Source organism: Pedobacter ginsengisoli (genome assembly GCF_002736205.1).
Classification (GTDB): Bacteria; Bacteroidota; Bacteroidia; order Sphingobacteriales; family Sphingobacteriaceae; genus Pedobacter; species Pedobacter ginsengisoli_A.
Map to the genome: position 1 here is coordinate 976571 of NZ_CP024091.1, position 19011 is coordinate 995581.

At 38.0% G+C, this 19011-nt stretch carries 11 protein-coding genes; 10 read left to right on the forward strand and 1 reads right to left on the reverse strand.

What is annotated here, in order from left to right; all coding sequences use genetic code 11:
* The first annotated feature begins 5 nt into the window (after window positions 1-5).
* The 3 genes from CPT03_RS04060 to CPT03_RS04070 all read left to right on the forward strand — a co-directional run bounded on the left by CPT03_RS04060 (window position 6) and on the right by CPT03_RS04070 (window position 4125).
* Complete coding sequence (locus tag CPT03_RS04060) at window positions 6-1196, forward strand: alginate lyase family protein (protein ID WP_099437644.1); 1191 nt, start codon at window positions 6-8, stop codon at window positions 1194-1196.
* A 121-nt stretch (window positions 1197-1317) separates the two neighbouring features.
* Window positions 1318-3006: a GH39 family glycosyl hydrolase gene (locus CPT03_RS04065; RefSeq protein ID WP_099437645.1), complete on the forward strand. Its 1689-nt coding sequence runs from the start codon at window positions 1318-1320 to the stop codon at window positions 3004-3006.
* Between the two features lie 108 nt (window positions 3007-3114).
* Complete coding sequence (locus CPT03_RS04070; RefSeq protein WP_099437646.1) at window positions 3115-4125, forward strand: class I fructose-bisphosphate aldolase; 1011 nt, start codon at window positions 3115-3117, stop codon at window positions 4123-4125.
* 4 nt (window positions 4126-4129) lie between these two features.
* Here CPT03_RS04070 and CPT03_RS04075 read toward each other — a convergent pair whose 3' ends face one another.
* Window positions 4130-4711 carry an RNA polymerase sigma factor gene (locus CPT03_RS04075; protein ID WP_099437647.1) on the reverse strand — a complete coding sequence of 194 codons (582 nt, stop codon included), beginning with the start codon at window positions 4709-4711 and terminating at the stop codon, window positions 4130-4132.
* A gap of 146 nt (window positions 4712-4857) precedes the next feature.
* Here CPT03_RS04075 and CPT03_RS04080 point away from each other — a divergent pair, with 146 nt between their 5' ends.
* From CPT03_RS04080 to CPT03_RS04110, 7 genes are all read left to right on the forward strand, one after another.
* Entirely contained in the window at window positions 4858-5871 is a 1014-nt protein-coding gene (locus CPT03_RS04080) for a FecR family protein (protein ID WP_099437648.1), read from the forward strand.
* A 174-nt stretch (window positions 5872-6045) separates the two neighbouring features.
* The gene (locus CPT03_RS04085) at window positions 6046-9336 is read left to right on the forward strand and encodes a SusC/RagA family TonB-linked outer membrane protein (protein WP_157766348.1); all 3291 of its coding nucleotides are present in this window, start codon (window positions 6046-6048) and stop codon (window positions 9334-9336) included.
* Window positions 9337-9352: 16 nt separating this feature from the next.
* Window positions 9353-11248 carry a RagB/SusD family nutrient uptake outer membrane protein gene (locus tag CPT03_RS04090; protein ID WP_099437650.1) on the forward strand — a complete coding sequence of 632 codons (1896 nt, stop codon included), beginning with the start codon at window positions 9353-9355 and terminating at the stop codon, window positions 11246-11248.
* Between the two features lie 16 nt (window positions 11249-11264).
* Window positions 11265-11741 carry a DUF5018-related domain-containing protein gene (locus CPT03_RS04095; RefSeq protein ID WP_099437651.1) on the forward strand — a complete coding sequence of 159 codons (477 nt, stop codon included), beginning with the start codon at window positions 11265-11267 and terminating at the stop codon, window positions 11739-11741.
* Window positions 11742-11827: 86 nt separating this feature from the next.
* Window positions 11828-14755 carry a glycoside hydrolase domain-containing protein gene (locus CPT03_RS04100; protein ID WP_099437652.1) on the forward strand — a complete coding sequence of 976 codons (2928 nt, stop codon included), beginning with the start codon at window positions 11828-11830 and terminating at the stop codon, window positions 14753-14755.
* An 11-nt stretch (window positions 14756-14766) separates the two neighbouring features.
* Complete coding sequence (locus CPT03_RS04105; protein ID WP_099437653.1) at window positions 14767-17013, forward strand: beta-galactosidase; 2247 nt, start codon at window positions 14767-14769, stop codon at window positions 17011-17013.
* Entirely contained in the window at window positions 17010-18815 is a 1806-nt protein-coding gene (locus tag CPT03_RS04110; RefSeq protein ID WP_099437654.1) for a right-handed parallel beta-helix repeat-containing protein, read from the forward strand. The genes CPT03_RS04105 and CPT03_RS04110 overlap by 4 nt, the downstream gene beginning before the upstream one ends.
* Window positions 18816-19011: the final 196 nt, after the last annotated feature.

Sequence of the window (19011 nt, forward strand, 5' to 3'; positions counted from 1 at the left end):
ATACAATGATCAGATTTTTATTTGCCAGAATTTTTATTTGCACTTTTTTAGTGATGCTTTCATTAATGAGTAATGGACAGGTACTAAAATTGGAAAAACCGAAAGCTTATCATCCGGCACCTTTTACGCATCCGGGCCTGCTGCATTCCTCTGCCGACTTGCAAAGAATGAAGGATATGGTGGCCAAAGGGATTGAACCCTGGAAGAGTGGTTACGAAAAATTTAAACAAAGTCCTTATTCCAGCGTCACCTGGAAGCCTAACGCATCGGCCCATGTAGAAAGAAGCCTTTTGACCGGGGCGGGGAAAAATATAACTAATCTTGAAAAAGATGTATGTGCTGCATATCAAAATGCAATAATGTGGACGATTACCGGAGATGAAGCTCATGCAGAAGCTACTGTGGGGATTATAAACGCCTGGTCTGATACCTTTAAAATATTCGATGGAACCGATGTAGAGCTTGGAGCAGGTTTGAATGTTTTTAAGATGGCCAGTGCTGCCGAAATTATGCGTTCTACATATCCTAAATGGTCGTCAGCCGAAATTAAGAAGTGTCAGGATATGTTCCGTAATGTATTTTATCCTCCTATCCAATACTTTGCGCTTTGGGCCCATGGAAACTGGGATTTAGCCTGTATGAAAGGCATGATGTCAATTGCAGTTTTTAACGATGACCATGCGATGTTTGATAAGGCTGTAGATTTCTATTATAAAGGCCCTGGAAATGGGAGCCTTTTGCATTACATTGTTAATGAGGCAGGGCAGGGACAGGAAAGTGGCCGCGATCAACCCCACAGTATGTTAGGAATTGGTCACCTTGCTGAGATGTGTGAAATTGGATGGAACCAGGGATTAGATATGTATAAATTTTCGGAGAATCGGTTGTTAAAGGGGTTTGAATATACCGCCCAATATAACTTAGGAGAAGAAGTCTCTTTTGAGCCTTATGTTGATATTAGCGGCAGGTTCCCGGCATCCACAATCTCTACCAATGGCAGGGGCAATCTCCGCTCAATCTTTGAACAGATATATAATCACTATGCCTTTCGTGTAAAAGGAATAGGGCCAGAACAGTATAAATATACAAAGGCAGCGGCAGATAAATTAAGGCCCGAGGGAGCAGGTTTTGGTGCAGATAATGCAGGTTTTGGAACTTTGTTTTTCTCACTTAAAGAAAGTTTACCGGATAAGTAAGCTTTGTTATAGAAAGAAGGGCGTGTGTCTTATACTTGCCTCTAAAGAGAAAAAAGCTATATATTTAATTTGGGCAATCCCAATAATTGTTTAAAAGATAATATCGTATAAACAAAAGCATATGCTATTAAAAAAATGTATTAAAGCCTTTATCCTGCTACTTGGGTTAAACAGCCTTATTTATGCGCAAACCAATAAAAATGAATCGGCAAGTATTACCGTTAATTTCTCAGAATCAATAGAACCAATGAAACCATTGTGGGCCTGGTTTGGATATGATGAGCCTAATTATACCTACATGAAGGATGGTAAGAAATTGCTAACCGAAATTGCATCGGCAAGTCGGGTACCAGTGTTTGTAAGGGCACATAGTTTATTGGTAACTGGCGATGGAGTAGCGGCATTAAAATGGGGATCGACCAATGCTTATACTGAAGATGCTGAGGGAAATCCGATTTACAACTGGTCTATTATTGACAGTATTTTTGATACTTATATTAAAAGAGGTATGAAGCCGCTGGCACAGATTGGCTTTATGCCCGAGGCACTATCCAGTAAGCCCGTACCTTATAAGCATAACTGGAAACCAGGAGATAAGTATAGTGATATTTTCACTGGCTGGGCATATCCTCCTAAAGATTACAATAAATGGGCAGAGCTTATTTATCAATGGGTAAAACACAGTGTTGAGCGTTATGGGAAAGAAGAAGTAGAAAGCTGGTACTGGGAGCTTTGGAATGAACCAGACTCACAATACTGGAGAGGAACGCAGCAAGAATTTTTTAAACTATATGATTATTCTGCTGATGCAGTAAAAAGAGCTTTGCCTACGGCCAGGATAGGAGGTACTGATATTACCGGAGGAGCAATGAAATTTCAGGATGCTTTTATAAAACATTGTCTGTTCGGAACCAATTATGTAACCGGAAAAACAGGATCTCCGCTTGATATTCTTTTATTTCATGCCAAGGGATCGCCTAAGTTAGAAGACGGAAGGGTGGTTATGGGAATCAGAAGCCAGCTTCGCAACATTAATGATAATTTAAAAGTCATCGCAGCCTATCCACAGTTAAAGCATCTCCCGATAGTGATCGGAGAATCAGACCCGGAAGGATGTGCAGCGTGTGGTATGGCTACAGATCCTCAAAATGCTTATCGTAACGGAACCATGTATTCCAGCTATACCGCAGCATCTTTTGCCCGTAAATATGAATTGGCCCGTTTGCTAAAATCTAACCTGATTGGTGCGGTTACCTGGGCATTTGAATTTGAAAACCAGCCATGGTTTTATGGTTTCAGAGACTTGGCGACTAATGGTGTGGACAAGCCAGTGTTGAATGTGTTCAGAATGTTTGGAATGATGGGAGGGAATTTAGTTGAGGTTAATGCAAACAGGATGTATGCGCTTGATAGTATTTTAGCCACAGGTATTAGAGGTGTGCAGACAGATGTTGGCGCATTGGCATCAAAAGATAATAAATCTGCCGCGGTGATGGTGTGGAACTATCATGATGCTGACGAAAAGGGTAAGGCTGAAAAAGTTAACATTCAGCTTAAGGGGCTGCCTTCAAGGACAATTGAACTGAAGCATTATCGTATTGATGATGAGCATAGCAATTCGTACGAAGTCTGGAAAAAAATGGGTTCCCCTGTAAGTCCTACAGCTGCACAAATCAAACAGCTTGAAAAGGCTGGGCAACTGGCCCTGCTGGAAAAGCCTTTGATACTTAAAACTAAAAATGGAACTGCTAATTTGGAAGTGCTTTTACCGCGACAAGGTGTTTCCTTACTATACCTTTCTTTTAGGTAGCATTATCCTTTTAAACCGTATACAACTTCATATATTAAATTTCTATTGTTAGCCGAAACTATAGAGAGAGTACAATTGTTATTGAGGATATATCTTTTGTTAAACATTATGGACATACACGGACTAAAAAATATCGCGCAGAGACTGATGGCCGATGATAAAGGTTTATTGGCAATGGATGAAAGTCTGGCTACTTGTAACAAAAGATTTAAAGCTCTTGGAATACCAGAGACGGAAGAATTTAGAAGAAAATACAGGCAATTGATTGTAACAACACCACTTTTGGAGGAAAGCATTAGCGGTGCCATATTATTTGATGAAACTGTTTATCAAAAAACGGAAGATGGGGTGTCGTTTTTGTCATTACTGGAACATAAGGGAATTATTGCCGGTATAAAAGTAGATGAGGGTGCAGTAGCCCTGGCTGGTTTTCTGGGCGAGAAGATTACAGAAGGACTTGATGGTTTACGTAACCGTTTAGAGGTTTATTATTCACTCGGTATCCGTTTTGCAAAGTGGCGGGCAGTAATTAAAATAGATGAGGGGATTCCTACAAAGGCTTGCATTAAGGTTAATGCGGTTACCTTGGCACGTTATGCAGCACTTTGTCAGGAAGTAGGATTGGTACCTATTATTGAGCCAGAAGTGCTAATGGATGGTGAACATACATTAGGGAAATGTGAAGAAGTAACATCGCTTGTTTTGAAAGAGGTTTTTAATGAACTATATGAGCAACGTGTTTGCCTGGAAGGGATGATTTTAAAGCCAAATATGGTTGTGCCTAGTTTGGAATGTAAGGTGCAAAATGATGTGGAGGCAGTTGCTGAGGCAACAATTTCCTGTTTCCTGAGGGTGGTGCCTGCTGCGGTTGGAGGTGTTGCATTTTTATCTGGTGGCCAACCATATGAACTGGCTTCAAAACGCTTAAATATGATGCATCTGCGATTTGGGCAATTAATGCCGTGGCCTTTAACATTCTCTTTTTCGAGAGCGATTCAACAACCGGCTCTGGATATCTGGAAAGGGCAAGATCAGAACGTTAAAGCTGCACAGGAGATGCTTGCTTTTCGTGCCTCGTGTAATAGCGCTGCACGCAGGGCCGCATATAAAAATGCTTAGTCAGTCAGATATTGAAAAATATAATGGAATAGATAACTACCCTGATAGAAAGTCTAAGTAGTTTTAGCGCTATAGTAATTTGATTCTCTACTGTGCGTTTTGAAATACCCAATTTTTCGGCAATTTCCTGATTTGATAGGTTGTCGAACCTACTGAGCATAAATATTTCACGGCATTTTTTTGGCAATTTCTCTAAAACCCCTTCAATGCTACTTTCCATTTCCTGATAAGTGATTTTTTCTTCTCCCAGGTTCATTGCATAGCCTGAGTTGGGAAGTGCATCATATTCCTCAACAAATGTAATGGGGCTTGCTTTTCCTTTTTTTACCAGTTTATAAACTTGGTACCTGGATGCCATGGTAAGGTAGTTTTTAAAAGAAGATATTTCTAAGCCATGCCTGTTACGCCATATGTTTAAGAATATATCGTGTACAAGTTCCGTACAGGCTTCCTCATCTTTTAAATAAGTAAAGGATGTAGTATAAACAGCAGACCAATACCTGCTAAATAACAACTCAAATGCCCGGTTGTTATCTAGTTGTATCTGCTTCCATAATTCAGAATCGGAAGGTTGATCTTTTGTCATACAGAATATCCCGTGTAAAATTAGGTTATTTTTTGCTAAATAGCCTTTGCATAGTTAGCTAATAGTTTTGCAAAATAAAATAAATTTTTTTTATGTGTGTACTGCGCAATATTTGGCTCTATATAAGTGATACCAAATATTAATGTATGTCCAAACATGAGTTTATAGCACTCTACGAAAAGTATAAGGCAGGAAATTGCTCACAAGAAGAAAGAGAATTCTTAGAGAATTTTAAGGATGACTATGTTCTTGATGATTATGAGTGGACTCCTGAAATGGGCAATAAAACCGAAATCCACGATGTTTTATATGCCCGACTGAAAGAGGAGGCCGAGCCAGCAGAGAGTAACATCCGTAAGCTTAACCCAATTATTCGTTGGTTATCAGTGGCAGCTGTTCTGATCATAGTAAGTGCATCAATAGTTTTATTTTACAATCACAGTGGTCAGGTAAATAACGATGTGCTACCCCTGGTTAAGTTTGAAACTAGAAAAGGCCAGAAAAAACAAATTACTTTAGGTGATGGAACTATAGTTTGGTTAAACTCACTCAGTTCTCTGTCATTAAAAAATGGCTTTAATGATAAAACTAGAGAAGTAGAGCTTACTGGTGAGGCTTATTTTGATGTAGCTCATAAAGCCGACAAGCCATTTAAAGTTCACACAGATCAGTTTGATATTAATGTATTAGGTACAGCATTTAATGTAAAAGTTTATCCTGATGATAAGACCGCCGAAACCACGCTGATACGGGGTATAATTAGCATGCAGCCCAAAAAATATCATAATAAAACGATTACTGTTAGGCCTAGTCAAAAAGTTGTAATCATAAAAAATGATATGCTGGGATCTAAAATTGATGTATCAGGTGTTCAGGATATTGTTATTAAAAAATATCAGGAAGTCCGCGATACTGCTATAGTTGAAACTGCATGGACTAAAAATGATCTCGAAATATATGATCAGAAATTTAGTGATATAAAGACTATGCTGGAAAGATGGTTTGATATACAAATCATATTTAAATCTGAGAAAATTAAGGACTATAAATTTACAGGCACATTTACAAATGAAAGTATAATAGAAGTATTAAATGCATTTAAAAGAACGGGAGAATTTAACTATGAGATAAAAGAAAAGACCATCACTATATCAAAATAAAAAGGACGGTGTTGAAGCCACCGCCCTAAATTTTTTGATTAATTATTAATGACAGTTACTGCGCAAACAATGTGCTGTCAAAAAATCGCTAAACCAAAAAACAAAAATATGATTAATTATTACTTCCACCAAAAATGGCTGAGAATAAGGCCGTTTTCCAAATTCATTAGAATAATGAAACTCACCTTTCTGCTGGTGTTGCTGACTTGCCTCCATGTATCAGCAAGCGTTTTTTCTCAGGAAAAGATTTCACTTGATGTGAAAAACATGAGTATTGAAAAAGTATTAAAAACGATAGAGAAACAAAGTAAGTATCGTTTTGTGTATAGCTCAACTTTTTCACCTGTAACAAGAAATGTAACAGTTGAGGCTAAAAATCTGCTTGTAACCGATGTTTTAAGATTAATTTTAAAGGATACAAAACTTAGTTTTAGTATTTTGAATAGTGGTTTAATTGCTATTTCAAATCAAGGAAGTATAACAAATGACATTACGGTAACTGGGGTTGTAAAAGACACAGCAGGGGTAGCTTTACCAGGTGTTACAGTAATTGCAAAGGGTACAAGGAAGGGTACCTCTACAGATTCAAATGGAAAATATGCTCTAAACGTACCAGAAAATGCAGTTCTTGTGTTTTCTTTAGTTGGTTATGGCAGCACAGAAATACCATTGGGAACTAATTCTGGAAGCAATAAAACAATTGATGTAGTTCTGAAACAAAGTGACAATAGTTTGGATGAAGTGGTAGTACAGGCCTATGGTACCACTACCCGTAGGAAAACGACCAATGCGATCAGTACGCTGGATATGACCAATGTAGCACCCTTGCCTGTGCAGTCTATTAATGATGCCGTTGCCGGTCGGCTACCTGGGGTAATTGTTACCGCAAGTAACGGTGCACCAGGTACTAAAAGTAGTATCTTAATTCGTGGTCAAAGTCCAATTTTTGTAATTGATAACATTGTACGTTCAGCTAATGACTTTTCAAATCTGAACCCGAATGATATTGAAAGCTACTCGATTTTAAAAGATGCCGGTGCTACGGCATTATATGGTAATCAGGGAGCAAATGGGGTCGTTTTGGTTACTACCAAAAGGGGTAAAGAAGGGGTGACCAAAATAAATTACGCCTACAATCAAATATTTTCTCAGCCCACCTTATTTCCCGATAAAATAAATTCTTATGAGCAAGCGCTTGCAAAAAATAAGTTATATGCATTCGAAGGCCGAAATCCGTTTAGATCTGATGCTGAATTAGAGAAGTTACGTACTGGTTCAGATCCTTTCAATTTTCCAAATACGGATTGGCAAGCCTTAACAATGAAAAACTACGCACCTGAAATGAGGCACGACCTATCGGTAACTTCAGGTACTAAAAAGTTAACTTACTATGCCGGTTTATCATACTATGACCAAGGAAGTATTTTAAGAACCGATAATAACTACAACAAACGAACTACCTATCGTTTAAATACTACTAGTGAATTTGAAAAAATAAACCTAAAGGTAACTGCAGGGTTAGATGGTTTCATAGAAAGCAACGCTCAGCCTAGTTCAAGTTATGGTAATATATATAGCCATATTCAAAATAGAACACCAGAGCAATTGGCTGTTAACGAATTTGGTTTACCAACTACCCAGTCAGATAATCCGGTAAGGGAGTTAGACCCGAAATCTGGATATAATAAAGGTTATGCTAAGATTTTAAATACCAATTTGGGTTTAGAATATGCCGCACACTTTTTAGATGGTTTGAGATTTAAATTCAATGGAACTTACACTACCTACAATAACGTAGGTAAAAGTTGGAATTATCTGGCACCAGCTTATAACTTAAACAGTACCGTTCCAATATTTGGCAATCCGCCTAGTTTAAGTGTGTCTCAAGGGCAAGGAAGTACAACAACGTTACAGGGCTATGTGCTTTACAATAAGACTTTTGGAGACCACAGTATTGATTTTACCGGAGTTGCAGAACGCCAGCAAGATGAAGCATCTTCAGTAAATGGAAGTAGGGTAGGTTACCAGATTATTTTTGATCAATTGGTAGCTGGTCCATCTTTAAACCAAACAGTGGGTGGTGGCGAAAGTGAAGCCGCCAGGGCTGCATTGTTGGGTAGGCTAACTTATACCTACAAATCCAGATATAGCGTAGAAGGGTCTATCAGAAGAGATGGTGACTATCTTTTTGTACCAGGTAAGCAATGGGGTACTTTTTATGCTGTTTCTGGAAATTATATCATTTCTGATGAGCCATTTATGAAATCGCTAAAAGAAAAGCACATTGTAGATTTTCTAAAACTAAGAGGATCTTATGGTGTATTGGGTGACAAAACAGGAGTTGGTGCATTTGGATATGTACCTTCTTATGGTATTAATGCCCAGGCTTACGTAATTGACGGAAACGTGGTTCAAGGTACATCAGAGCCTGGAAGTTTACCTAGTAATACTTACTCATGGCAAACTATTGGCAATAGAGATTTAGCGTTGGAAATTGGAACTTTAAACAATAGGTTAAACGCCGTTTTCGATTACTTTTATACTCGTAGAACGGGATTTGTAACAGGCGATCCTCGTTTCTCCCAAACCTTAGGTATAGGGTTGCCTCAAATTAATTTTGTTGAAGGAGCGACACGTACTGAAGGTTTCGATTTTAACATAAACTGGGCTAGTAATATTGGCGATTTGACTTATAAAGTTGGCATTAATTTTACTCGATTTAATTCGTTAACAGAACGTTCTGCCTCAGATGATGATGCTACACTGAAAAACCCTTACACCAGAGCAACAAATACCGATGGTAGCTTTTTGCAAACTGGTTATTTGAATTCTGGATTTTACACCGACAATAGTGACTTGTTAACAGGAGCTCGTCGCATCACTTCATTAAATGTTGGTGCTGGAGATTTAAGGTACCAGGATTTAAATGGTGATGGACAAATTAACGGAGACGATTTTAGAAGAATAGGTACTAATACAATTCCACGAACTAACTATGGTGTTACGCTTGATATGGCATACAAAGGTCTCTCTTTTAGTGCGGTAGTGCAAGGTTCCGGTAATAGAGATCGCTATATTGGAGATGTAATTCAGGGGGTAAGCGGACAAAATATGCTCGTTTATGATTTTCAATCTGATTATTGGCGACCAGATAATAGGGACGCGATTTTCCCAAGAGCAATTAGCTCAGATGCGGTTAATGGAGGTAATAATTCCAGAGGAAGTGACTTCTGGCTGGTAAAATCCAAATATGTGCGTTTAAAATATGTGCAACTAGGTTATGATTTTAAAGAAGGCGCATTTAAAAAATTACCATTTCAAAGCTTGAGATTATTTGTATCGGGCACCAACTTGTTGACGTCGGCAAAAAGCCAGAAATATTTTATTGATCCGGAGTCAGATACCAATAATTACAATTACCCAATTCAGCGAACTTTTGCACTGGGTTTAAATGTTGGTTTCTAATTAAATTATTAAAATCATGAAGAAAAATATATTAATAATAGGAGTTTTTGCTGGTTTGCTGGTATTAGGCTCATGTAAAAAAGTTTTGGATGCAGATCCTTTAAGTTTAATTAGTCCGGAGGTGGTTTGGAGTTCCAAAGCCAATGCAGAAACCTTTGTTTTCGGTACCTACGATGGTATTATGGGCGCCTACACGTGTGGCTTAAAAGGTGCAGAAGATACCTATACCGCTAATATTGTAGGGGCTTATGGCGGTGCAAGTAGCGCTTTGCCGGTTTTTACAGAGACTTTAACTAATAGAGACGATTATGGCTTTAACAATTGGGGATCTGTACGTCGTTGCAATGTAATCATCAAAAACGTAACTGAATCTGCAGGTATTTCAGATCCGGATAAAAAAGCATTGGTTGCTGAAGCTAAGTTTTTAAGGGCCATGTCTTACTTTAATATTGCCAGAAAAACCGGTCGTATTGTTTGGATAGATAAAGTATTAACAGAAAATGACGACCTGAAATTACCTAGTACTGCAAATCCTACAGAAAGCTATAACTACATTATTAAAGATTTGGAAGATGCCGTTGCTGATTTACCAACCACCAAGGTGGCAGGTAGAACCAACAAATATGTAGCAGCAGCTTTTTTAACAGAAGTTTGCCTACAAGCGTTAGCTTACAAAAACTATCCGGCAGCACCGAACGTTGCATCAAATGATCCATTGCTCGATAAAATTATTACCAATGCGCAATTGGTAATCAATAGTGGATATGCATTAGAAACTGACTATGAGGGGATGTTTAATGAAACCAAAAACACATCTAACGAGATCATTTTTGCTATTTATAGAAAAGCCATTAATACTTCTCTATCAAGCACGCCAATGCAGCATCAGTTACCTAACATCAAACCCGAAACCATTACACAATTTGGTGGCTCACCTCTGTTTAATAAACCAGTTCCTTTTGAGGTTTGGCCAGAGAATTTTCCTACTCAAAACTTTACGGACGATTACCTGACGGTTGATAAAGCTGATCCAAGTAAGGTAGTGCCATGGAATCAAACTTCACAATACCTTAATGCTATAGACGAGACCGTAAATGTAATAGCACCTTTTGCTAAATCAGGTTTCCCTGATGATAAAACTGCCAAGCTGAATAATGATATAGTGGTGAAAATGGGGCGTATTAAACCAGGTAGTACTGAAACAATGTTGACATTGACCAACGAGAACAGAGATGCCCGCTGGAAAGCTTCAATTATTAGCGATAATAGTACATTTTATGGTGAATTATTTAGAACAAGTTTAAAAGGTAATTCGGGTAGGTTTTTGGGTACCATTAATGGCGGAGGATATGAAACTAGCTTAAGTAATATGTATTGGCGCAAGGGTCTCTATACCAATATCACACCAAGCTTTTTAAACAGTGTTAATACAGATTACCATTGGATTGGCATGCGATTAGGAAGGGTATACTTGAATTTAGCAGAGGCCTATTTGCTAAAAGGAGATGTAGCCAATGCCGTTTTAAATTTGAATAAGACCAGAACTACGCATGGTAAACTTCCGGCATCTATGGCGGGAACAACAGCCGATGCCTGGAAAGACTATAAGATAGAAAGAAGGGTAGAGCTAGCTGAAGAAAATGATCGCTATTTCAGTTTATTACGCTGGGGTAGGTTTGGTGGTAGCGCCAACGATGGGCTGGCATCAAATGGTACGATAAGAGAGTTAACCGAGCCAATCCGCGTAATGGACTTATCGAAAGATGGTAAATCTTTCTCGATTGTGACCGGACCATTTAACAACCAGTATAACAATAGAAAGTTTGATCCATCCAGAAGATATCTTTTCCCAATAGACCAAGACCAGATTGATAACAATACCAAATTTGGTCCACAAAACCCAGGATGGTAACCTTAAAAAATAAATCATGAAACTAAAAATAAAACACATAGCCTTCCTGATGATGGTCTTATCATTGGGTTTATTTTCCTCTTGTTTAAAAAAGGGGCTGACTGATTATCCACTATTTGATACCAATGAAATTACACTTGTAAATGTTGAGCACCGCTTTAACGGTACCTCAACACAATATGATCAACCACTGGTTGCCTATCAGAAATTAACCATAGCTCAACAGATTGATAAGGTAAATAGTACGATCAATGTGCAGATAACAGTACCAGCAGCAAATGGTCAATTTACCGATGCCGAAAAAGCAAAAGTAAGTCAGAGTAAACTTTGGCTCTATCTGAATATCTCTACTGCAGCCTCCATTACACCGGTACCCGGAACACCAAAATTGGGAGACCCTACTGATGCAACAAAGCCTTTGAAATACATTGTCACGGCGGCAAATGGTGCTGCTAGAACGTGGACAATTAATGTAACAGCATTTAATCCCTAAGTTACGCTTTCTAATAAATAACGGCATTGCTATAGCAATGCCGTTTCTTTTAAAACAATATATGGTTTCTAGAACCACACACACAAATGAAACTTATATCTATATTTTTTTTAAACATTTTTTTTAGTATTTCGCTATATGCCCAGGAAATCTCCCATTCTGTTTCAAAACAATTATGGCCCGATGTATTAGGTAACCACAGGGCAGTAATTCTAGTGGGACAAAATGTTGATGCCGCTGAAGTTAAAATTGAATGGCGAAGAAAGGATTGGGATGCCGATCAGAAAGCCATTGTTATTACAGATGAAAAAGGTAATAAAATAGACAACATTTACAGAATCAATATTACCCGCGAAGAGGGGCAGTTTGTTTTTCAGCCCTTAAATGGTGCAGGTAAATATTATGTTTACTATTATGCCTGGAGCGGGAGTAAGAATATAGGTGGGTTTTCTGGTGATTATTTAAAAAGAGAAAAAGCGCCAAATAATGAGTGGTTGACTAAAAACGAGTTAACTTCTGATAAAACTAAGCTAGTTCAGGCGAAAGTTTTGGAAATCCAGGCTCGTACCGCTTTCGATAGTTTCTTTCCAATGGAGGTTGTGGCAAAACAAGTGGAGGTAGAAAGGCTGATTAAAAAGTCAGCTGCGAGCTATCTGGTGTTTCCGGAAGACCGGAAATTTCCAATTAAAATGTTTGATGATATCCCTTATAAATGGATTAGTAAAGGTACCTCGGCATTGTTTGCCGGAACTGCACAGCGTAATGAATATTATGTGTTTCAATTAGGTGTTTTTGCTGGCAAGCAGAATTTAAAAAATGTTAAAATAGAATATATTAATTCACCTTTTCCTGCTACATGTTTTAATACAGAGGGATATAGTACAAAGGGTGATTTCTTTACTAAAATCGTCGATGTAAAAAAAGGAAAAGTACAGCCTTTTTGGATCGGATTGGATATACCACTGGATGCAAAGCCTGGTTTAAAAGAATTCCAGGTCAGGGTTAAACCCGAAAATGCATCTGCCTCAATAATCAGAGTAAAAATAAACGTAACAAAAGATGTTTTAGCAAACCGCGGCGACGATGAAACCTGGCGGCATTCAAGATTAAGGTGGTTAAATTCTAAGCTTGGAATTAATGATGATGTGGTTAAACCTTATCAAAACCTTAAAGTTCAAGATCAGAAAATCACTGCTTCAAGTGCAGAGGTAGTCTTAAAAAAGGATGGATTACCAGCTTCCATTGTTGCAAATGGCAATCCATTACTTGCAGCACCATTGGCATTTAATATTTTGGTCAATAATCAGCTGCTGGCTTTTAGTAGCCATGATTTTAAGTACGCAACAAGAGAAGCAGGTAAGGTTTCATGGGAAAGTATATCTTTCAATGATAAATTGAAACTGGTATGTAAGGCCAGCATGGAAGCTGATGGTTATCTGCGTTATAAAATTAGTGTAAATCCTTTGCAGGATACAAAGTTAGACGACATCAATTTGCAGATTCCTGTAAAGCAGGAGCTTGCAAAATATTTTATGGGGATGGGATTGCCAGGATCCAAATGTCCGGGTGATTATGATTGGAAGTGGAAAGGCCCTCAGGACTCTTTTTGGCTTGGAGATGTAGAAGCCGGATTATTTTGTGAGCTTAGGGGATCTTCATACAGCGGGCCACTATTAAATCTATACCATCCGGCACCACCTAAAGCATGGTATAACAACAATCTTGGTGGATTTAATATTGCGGCAGATGGTAATGTATTGAATACACGTACCTATTGCGGTCCTAGATCTATAAAGAAAGGCGAGGCGCTGGAATTTGAATTTGCTATGCTTATTACGCCGGTAAAACCATTGGACACCAAAGGACAGTTTGCAAACCGTTACTACCATGATGGGAGTCACCCAGAACCTCCTAAAGATATTTTAGAATCAGGAGTTAAAATCATTAATGTACATCATGCAAATCAAATAAATCCTTATATAAACTATCCTTTCGGGAGTGTGGATAGCATTAAACGATTTGTTTCTACCTGGCATAAAAGAGGGGTAAAAACCAAAATCTACTATACTATACGTGAGTTAAGTAATCAGGCAACTGAGCTATGGGCTTTGAGGAGTTTAAGTAATGAGATACTGGCAGATGGAAATGGAGGTGGATATACATGGCTTAGGGAGCATTTAGGATCTAACTATAATGCCCAATGGTTTACACCAATTAACGGAACTGAAGCCTGTGACGCAGCTATTTTAACCAGTGGCGAATCCAGATGGTACAATTACTATGTAGAGGGTTTAAAGTGGATGATCAAAAAAACAGATATGGATGGACTTTATCTTGATGATGTTTCTTTTGACCGCGACTTATTAAAGCGGGTAAGAAAGGTAATGGATATGGTAAAGCCAGGTTGTGTTATTGACCTTCATTCGAATACAGGCTTTTCTAAGGGACCTGCAACGCAGTATATGGAATTTTTCCCTTATATAAATAAACTATGGTTTGGGGAGAGTTTTCAGTATGATAAGATGCTTCCGGAAAACTGGCTTGTTGAAGTTTCCGGAATTCCTTATGGATTGATGGGTGATATGTTGCATGCCGGTGGAAATCCGTGGAGAGGAATGGTATATGGAATGACCGTCCGTTACCCATGGTTTACCGAAGGGGTAAATTGCGATCCACGAGAGATCTGGAAAGTATGGGATGCTTTTGGAATTGCCGATGCTAAAATGATAGGCTATTGGCAAAAAGAAACGCCAGTTCATACCTCTGATCCTGGTGTATTGGCAACGGCATACCTAAAGGAAGACAAAATCCTGATTGCGATAGCCAGCTGGAATAAAGATATTACCGAAATTAAGTTGAATATAGACTGGAAAAAAATAGGTTGGAAACCTGAAGATAGGATCTTATGTCCTGCAATCGAGAATTTTCAACCGGCAAAGAATTTAGGATTAAATGATACTATTAAAGTAGATCCGATTAAAGGATATCTGCTGATTATTAATAAGAAGAAATAAACCACACAAACATGTTTAAATTAAAATTAATTACACTTTGTATGTGCTTTACTTACCTGGCAAAAGCTCAGGTTTATGAGATTGATGCCAGAGTAAAGACTACTCCGCAAAGAACTGCATTGCCCATGAAAGGTAAAAGTCCTGCTGGGATCACCTTATCTGCAAATAACAAATATTTTGAAAAAAATGGTAAACCGTGGTTTCCGGTAATGGGAGAACTTCATTACAACCGTGTGCCTGAGCAGGAATGGGAGAATGAGATCCTTAAAATGAAAAGTGGCGGACTTTCTATTGTAGCCACTTATGTTTTTTGGAATGAACATGAGATTTCTAAAGGTGTATGGGACTGGAAGAATAACCGCGACATCAGGAAATTTATAGAACTGTGTGCCCGTCATAATATGTTGGTCTGGCTACGTATTGGTCCCTGGAGTCATGGAGAGCAACTAAATGGTGGTTTTCCCGACTGGATACAAAAAATGAAAGGACATAGAAGTAATGATCCTGAATACCTTGCAGAATCAGCTAAACTATATCATCAAATAGGAATGCAGACCAAAGGATTATATTTTAAAGATGGTGGTCCAATTATTGGGACTCAACTTGAAAATGAGTATGCCTCCGGACAAAACGGACATATCTCTAAATTGAAAGAAATGGCTCTAGAAGCCAATATTACACCTGTATTTTGGAGTATCACAGCCAATACTGTGTTCGACGATAAGAAAATGGAAGTAATTCCTTTGCAAGGTGCCTATGCCTACCGTGGTTGGGAGAGAGCAGGTGGCAAACCAACGAAAGACTTTTTATATGGAAATGACCAATGGATCATGAATGATGCTTTGGGTAAAGTGTTTTATGATGTGAACATGTATCCGAAAGGGATGTGCGAACAGGGCGCTGGAAGCCAGATGACCTTTAATAACCGTTTTATAGCACAGCCAGAAGTAATAGAGTCTCATGTGCAAAATCAGGTTGGACGTGGAATGAACCTTATGGGCTACTACATGTTTCATGGAGGAACACAAACCCCAGGTTTAGAAGAACCTGGCCACCCTTATAGTTACGATTTTCAGGCTCCTTTGGATGAATTTGGATTGTTAAGGCCTTCGTATAGGTATTTGAAAGTGCAGCACTTGTTTATTAACGACTTCGGTACTGACCTTGCTGCTATGCAGGTGTTTGAATCTGAGAACCCGGTTCGTAATGAATTAGATACTACTAATCTGAGATATATTGTCCGCGCAAATAACGGAAGTGGTTTCCTTTTTATGGGAAATACTCAGGTACGTGTAAATATGCCAGATAAAAATGCAACAGTAAAAGTAAAGCTTGATCAGGAAACCATCACATTTCCATCGGTATTATTAAAAGGGCAAACTACAGCAATCCTGCCTTTTAATTTGAAAGCTGGTACTGCATTAATTAAATATGTTACTGCGCAGCCTTTGGCCAGATTGGTAAATGGGAAAAAAACAACAATATTCTTTCAGGAGCTACCAGGAGTTAACCCACAATTGGCCTTTGATGTTTCAAGTATTACTACTAAAACCTTTGAAGGATGGAAAGCCGAGAAATTAGGTGATAATGTACAGCTGAGTGCAGGAAATAGCAAAAATCTTGAAATAAAAGACAAAGAAGGAAATACAATATTACTTGTGTTTCTTAATCGAAAACAAGCAGAAAACTCATGGCGTTTAAAGCTAAAAGGGCAGGAAGCATTAATAATTTCTGATGCAGATTTAATGATAGAAAAAAATAGAATTATACTTCAGCAAGCAGGGAATGAAAACTTCAATGTTCAGGTATATCCAAAAGGTTTGAATGCTATTGCTGGTCTTAAATCTAACAACGAACAGGCTACTGTTTTTGATAGTTATGCCACTAAAACTACTCCTTACACACCTAAACTAATAATTACTTATCCTGAAAAACAAAATGCAATAATCCAGTTGCCAAAAACTTTGCCGTCTAATGTAGCTAGTTTGATCTTAAAGGTTGATTATCTTGGCGGAAGTGCGCTGTTGTTTCAAAACGGAAAACATATCACAGATAATCTTTATAATGGAACTACGTGGCATATTGGGCTTCACAGATTTATGGAAGGAGGGGATATTGAACTTAAACTTCAGGACTGGAATATCAGTATTACAGGTGTTGCACCGGAATTGGTAAAGGAAATAAACGAAAAAGGTACTATGTTTAAAGCAATTAATGCAGTAGCTCAATATCAAGCGATTTTAACTATAACCAAATGAAAAGAATTTTAGTAAGCCTGCTTTTATGTGGCAGTTTGAATTTAAATGCACAAACTATTGAGGTTACCAGGTTTGGCGTAGTACCAAATAGTTTTGCTGATGCAACTGAGGGAGTTAAAAAAGCTATTGAAGCTGCCAAAGGTCAATCTGAATCTGTATTGAACTTTCCTAAAGGTAGGTATGATTTCTGGCCAGATCAGGCAAGCGAAACCAATTATTACATCTCGAATACATCATCTGAAGTAGAAGTTCCTGTAAAGAAGCAAAAAGTAGGACTATTTTTGAAAGGAATGAGTAATGTTACCGTTGAAGGTAACGGTTCGGTTTTTATATTTCATGGTAAAATGATTACCTGGGTGCTGGATGGTAGTAATAACATTGCTATCCGCAACCTGTCTGTCAATTATGAACGCCCCGGTATGTCAGAAATGACCATCAAGGAAATAAATGAGACTTCGGTGGTGGCTAATATTCATCCTGATTCTAAGTTTGCCATCATAAATGGACAATTGGAATGGTATGGTGAAAAGTGGATTACAAAAAACTACCATGCTGTATTGGTGCGCCCTGATCAGGGAATTTTACTCTATAGCTCTTGGGATCCATTTATGAAAAGCAAAGCAGAAATACTTGGGCCACTTCAGGTAAAGTTTTCTGGTGATTTTTCAAAGTTTAAAGCTAAGCCTGGAGAGGTTTTAACCATTAGAGACCGTTACCGTGATTATGTTGGGGCATTCAACTATCGATCTAAAAATATCAGGTTGCAAAATGTTCATATGAATTCAATGCATGGTCTTGGTGTCGTTTCTCAATTTTCTGAGAACCTGACGTATGATAGTGTTTATGTGGAACCTGAAAAAGGTAGTGGAAGGGTTATAGCTTCCTCTGCAGATGGGATGCACTTTTCGGGATGCAAGGGACAGATTACTATCAATAATTGCAGATTCAACGGTATGCATGATGACCCGGTAAATGTTCACGGTACACACTTAATTGTAAGTGAAATTGTATCGCCAACATCTTTAAAATTGAAATTTAAACATCATCAGACATATGGTTTTGAAGCATTTAACGCTAAAGATTCAGTAGCTTATCTTCATTCTGCTTCGTTGCAGATTTTTGAGCAAGGTGTAGTTAAAACAGCTAAACTGATAGCTGAAAGAGAGATGCTGGTTGAAATGGAAAAGCCTTTTTCTGCAGAACTAAAGGTTGGCGACGCACTTGAAAATGTAACATGGACGCCATCGGTAACTATAAAGAACTCGAGGTTCGAAGGTACCATTTCTCGCGGTACATTAATCACAACACGTCGTAAAGTTTTAATAGAAAACAATGTTTATTACCGCACAGGCATGCATGCAATTTTAATTGAAAATGATGCTGAAGGTTGGTTCGAATCGGGTCCGGTTACTGATGTTACAATCAGAAACAATCAGTTTATAGAATGCGGATACAATTCATCACCCAATAATTATGTGATCAATATTAATCCGCAAAACCACAAGCCGGCACCCAAATACTATGTTCATAAAAACATCCGGATAGAAAATAATACGTTTAAGGTTTATGACTATCCAATTTTATCTGCCAGAAGTACAAGCGGATTAACATTTGTGAATAATAAAATTATTAAAACTAACTTTCTAAAGGCGGGCGAAAAAAGACCTGCAATCTTATTGACGGCAGATACAAAAGTAATTATCAATAATAACGATTTTGGAACTGAAGAATTGCCGATAGTTAAGTTACAGGATATGCAAAAGGCAGATATAAAATCTGATATTAAATTCTCCGTAAACTAGCTTTATGAATTAAATGAGCCCGTATCATAAATCGTGATACGGGCTCTTTTACGTTTACCAGTATTTCTATAGTCTTGATTATTAATAATTTAAGTTTTTTTTTAGTATTAAATTTGGTTTAACTTATTGATTTTCATATATTTATGATATAAATCAGTAGTGAATATGGCCAATAAGAAACCCGTTTTTAAGCCCT